The sequence below is a fragment of the Armatimonadota bacterium genome, from assembly GCA_020354555.1.
Classification (GTDB): Bacteria; Armatimonadota; Hebobacteria.
The window spans coordinates 1879521-1883650 of sequence record CP070648.1; the positions used below are offsets into that span (position 1 = coordinate 1879521).

At 63.6% G+C, this 4130-nt stretch carries 3 protein-coding genes; all 3 read left to right on the plus strand.

Annotated features, from left to right (window positions below):
* Positions 1-1195 (plus strand): FprA family A-type flavoprotein (locus tag JSV65_07690; protein ID UCH36224.1); only part of this gene is annotated, 1195 nt, incomplete at its 5' end.
* A gap of 103 nt (positions 1196-1298) precedes the next feature.
* Positions 1299-1463: a rubredoxin gene (locus tag JSV65_07695; GenBank protein UCH36225.1), complete on the plus strand. Its 165-nt coding sequence runs from the start codon at positions 1299-1301 to the stop codon at positions 1461-1463.
* 837 nt (positions 1464-2300) lie between these two features.
* Positions 2301-3383 carry a PQQ-binding-like beta-propeller repeat protein gene (locus JSV65_07700; protein ID UCH36226.1) on the plus strand — a complete coding sequence of 361 codons (1083 nt, stop codon included), beginning with the start codon at positions 2301-2303 and terminating at the stop codon, positions 3381-3383.
* Positions 3384-4130 lie beyond the last annotated feature (747 nt).

The window sequence follows — 4130 nt, forward strand, 5'->3', positions numbered from 1 at the left end:
CGCCACACCCCTCACCGACCGCGTCTTCTGGGTCGGCGCGATCGACTGGGGCGTTCGCGATTTCCACGGCTATCTCACCAGCCGCGGCAGCACCTACAACGCCTACCTCATCCTCGCTGACAAGGTGACCCTGATCGACACCGTCAAAGCGCCGTTCAAGCGGGAGATGCTTCAGCGCATCGCGTCGGTCGTTGATCCGCGGAGAATTGACTACATCATCTCCAACCACACCGAGATGGATCACTCCGGCTCCCTGCCCGAGGTCATCGCGGCGGCCAACCCCGAGCGCGTCTTCGCCTCTACGCGCGGGGTCGAGGCGCTCGGCCGGCATTTTCGCATCGAACGCGACATCGAGGCGGTCAAGGAGGGCGACAGCCTGAGCCTCGGCAATGCGACACTGGCCTTCGTCGAAACGCCCATGCTGCACTGGCCCGACAGCATGTTCACCTACCTCGCCGAGGAACGCATCCTCTTCTCCAGCGACGCGTTCGGCATGCACCTGGCGGCCAGCGAGCGCTTCGCCGACGAGATCGCCCCGGCAATCCTCAAGGACGAGGCAGCGAAGTACTACGCCAACATTCTGCTGCCGCTGTCGCCTCTGGTGGGCAAGCTGCTCGACAAAGTCACCAAGCTCAACCTGCCGATAGATGTGATCGCGCCGAGCCACGGCCCGATATGGCGCAAAAACATCGCCGAGATGCTCGGGTATTACGCGAGCTGGGCGCAGGGGCAGCGCAGGAACAGGGCGGTCGTCGCCTACGACACCATGTGGGGCAGCACCGACCTCATGGCTCGCGCCGTGGGCGACGGGCTGGCGACGGCCGGCACGAGCGTCAAGCTGATGCCGCTGAGATCGTGTCACCGCAGCGACGTCGCGACCGAACTGCTCGACGCCGGCGCGCTGATCGTCGGCTCGCCGTGTCTCAACGGCGGGATCTTCCCCACCGTCGCGGATGTGCTGACGTATCTGCGCGGGCTCAAGCCGAGGAATCTCGTCGGAGCGGCGTTCGGCTCCTACGGCTGGAGCGGCGAGGCGGTCGGGCAGATCACCGACGCGCTGCGAGAGATGAAAGTAGACGTCGTTGCCGAAGGCGTTCGCATCAAATACGTCCCCGATGCCGAAGCGCTGATGCAGTGCTTCGAGCTTGGCGCCGTTGTCGCGGAGAAGCTGAAAGGCCTGCCCGCGCCGGACTGACGGACGGCGCGCTTCACAAGGGCGCGGACGGAATTCACGATCAATCCGGGCGCGCCCCGCGCGTCCGGCACAACTCGCGAGCAGTAACGGAACGAGGTTAGAGATGAAGAAATACATCTGCACTGTCTGTCAGTACGTCTATGACCCCGCGGTCGGCGATCCCGACAACGGCATCGCCGCCGGAACCGCCTTCGAGGATCTCCCGGAGGACTGGGTGTGCCCGGAGTGCGGCGTGGACAAGGACCTCTTCGAGCCGGTGTCCGAATAGCGCGCGCCTCGCTCACCACGCGGCGGCCGGTCTTCACTTCGGCGCAGCCACTGGGCTCTTGGGCGCGGCCTCGGCCCTATGGAGTGCGGCGCTTGAGCGCCGCTTTTGCTTCACCCCGCGCGATATGTCGGGTGGGCATGCCCATCGCCGCCGCAGTCGGGCTCCACCACCCCTCCCCCTGCCAGGGAGAGGTCGGGTGAGGATGACCCGGAGACGGTTGCACGGACAACGGCGGCTTTCACCCTCTCCCGCCCCGACGATTCGCGGTAGCATCCCCCCTGCGGTTGACATTCGCCTCCCCCCCTGGCTATGGTGTGGCCGGTGCGGTCGTGATCCCGTGCTCTTCCGAGGGGAAGATGCCTGACCTGGCCCGACGCCGCCGAGAGGCCGCAATCATACCGTCCCTGCCCGATCCGAGGCAGGGCCTCCCGCCTCATCATCCGTCCCGCGCGCTCTTCGCGCCCGCGGGCCGTTTTCGCGTCTCCGCCATTCGCGCTCAGCGACGTCCACACTTGCGCGGCATACATCACAGACCTCAAAAGAGGTGGCTGTCCCTCATTCCCCTTCATTTCTCCATGGATCTTGACCGGTCGCTTCTGAGTGCGCAGACTCCGTGAAGGCGCGCAACGGATGAGAGTAAGACGACTTCTGGGACTGCTCGCTGGCATTGGACTTCTGGCAGCAGTGAGCACAGTCGGTTGCCGCAGGGGTACTATTAACGCGCCGGAAGAGTACGTGCCGAATGCGGAGCTACGGAAACCTGGCGGCCAAGGGTCGAACAGTGGAGAGACAATCCGGTGGCGGTTCATCGCGCCTGGCCCGCGTGATGCTAAGCTCGTGGTATTCGATGTGTGGTCCGCCACCGACGACGTCGTGGTCAGTTGGATGCCCATGACGGGCGGCGTCCCGGCGCACGTTACAGCGCTAAACGCCGAGACTGGGCAGAGGCGGTGGTCGCAACCGACGGGGGGCCGGGTCTGCAGAGCCACAGCGGTAGACCGCGACGAGCTCTACTGTGTGCTGCACGGCTCCGCTGTCTGGAAGATCCGAATGCAGGACGGCGCCGTGCTATGGAGGACCACCCTCGCGTTAGCCAGCGGCCGCTGCCCCGCGATTGATGCTCATGCAGTCTATGCGATTGACTGGGAGGGGTCATCGTCAACGCGGGTGAAGGGGGGGCGCACACATGCCCGCGATGGCCGCCTCAACGCGCTGGACCGAGAAACCGGAGCTGTGATCTGGAGAAGAGAATTCCAGCGCAGCCTAGTGGGGATTGCCGCAGGGCACAATGACATATACGCAGCGGTCAGCGGGGGGCCGCTCTACAGTCTGCAGCGGGAGGATGGCGCGACGGGCTGGGAGAACGACGACATCGTCTGCTTTTCCGCGCCGGCGGTGTTTGGGGAGCATGTCGTAGTCCCGGGGCTTAGCAGCGTCTTCAAGGTCAGGGCAGATGATGGCGGTATCGTATGGAAGCAGCCGTTGAATCGGGGGCGGCTTGTTGCTCGCGGGCTGACGCAGGCGGCAGAGGTAGTGAGCGTGGTGGATGCTCGGGGATCTCTGCACGCGCTCGATCTGTCAACCGGAACGCGGCTGTGGAAGTGGTCACCTCCGGCGAAGACGGAATCGTGGCGCCGACCTCCGTACGCGTGGACCGCAGACGACAACCTGGTGGCGATTGTAGGGAAACCGGCATCCAAGCCGACAACCGCTGACGTCGTGGTGATAGCGTCACAAGATGGCTCCGGGACAGAGATCGGGGAGTTGAATGGCAGAGTCTCGGACGGCATCGCCGTGCGCGGGATGACGGTGTTCGTGATTGTTGGCGAGCGGTCGGTTGTCGCGCTGAACGTTGGAGCTGTCAACCGGTCACCGGAGGGGGATACGCAGGGAGAAAAGGTCACTATCCCCATTTTCTAATAGGAACAGGGCAATCCTTCCGTTGCGACGGTCTATCCGCATAGTCGTTGCGCTGGTTCTGCTTGCGGGGGCGTTAGCGCTAAGTGCCCTGGTGTTCCTTTTCTGGTTCAGGCTGTGGTTCACCCGTCCGTTGCCTCTGCCGACGCCGTCCGAGCGCGCACATGCGACACAGCGCGCATCCGATTATCTGCGCGCGTGGAGCAAAGGTGATACCGGAACCATGGTGGCGATGATGAGTCCTGGAAGCCGTTTCCGCACGGGAGGGTTCCCAAGCTTCTCGGGCGGAAAGGTGGCCGTAACGGGGGAGTTCGCGTGTCCCTCGATGCCGATCGCTCGCGTTGTGGTGACGGCCTTCGCGCGTAAGAACCACTGGGCACGATGGAGACATGGCCGAGTGGCGTTCGTGGTGTATCAGCATCGCAGTCAGAGGTACTTCCTGATACTGGTCCGCGAGGACAAGCAATGGTGGGTTCTGAATGGGCCCGGCTCCGATCTTGACTTTGCCCCTTAGAACGAGTCCAGGCTGGATACTGGTACGGGCTGGGGCGGCATCAAGGCAGGGAGTCGGATGGCTAACGCCGTGCCGCCACCTTACGGGGCATGGGTAGCCGGACAATCGTTGGTTTGCATGAGTAGGTGCACGCGCTGTGTGCAGCCTGTATGGAAGGCGTCCGCACTCGTGCGTATATCAAGAAATTCTTTGAAAGTTCTGAGCGTTCACTATAGTAAATTTTTACTAGCTTGAAA

What these genes read in the sequence shown, in the direction of transcription:
- JSV65_07695 (UCH36225.1), top strand. Translation starts at nt 1,299, where the DNA reads ATGAAGAAATACATCTGCACTGTCTGTCAGTACGTCTATGACCCCGCG.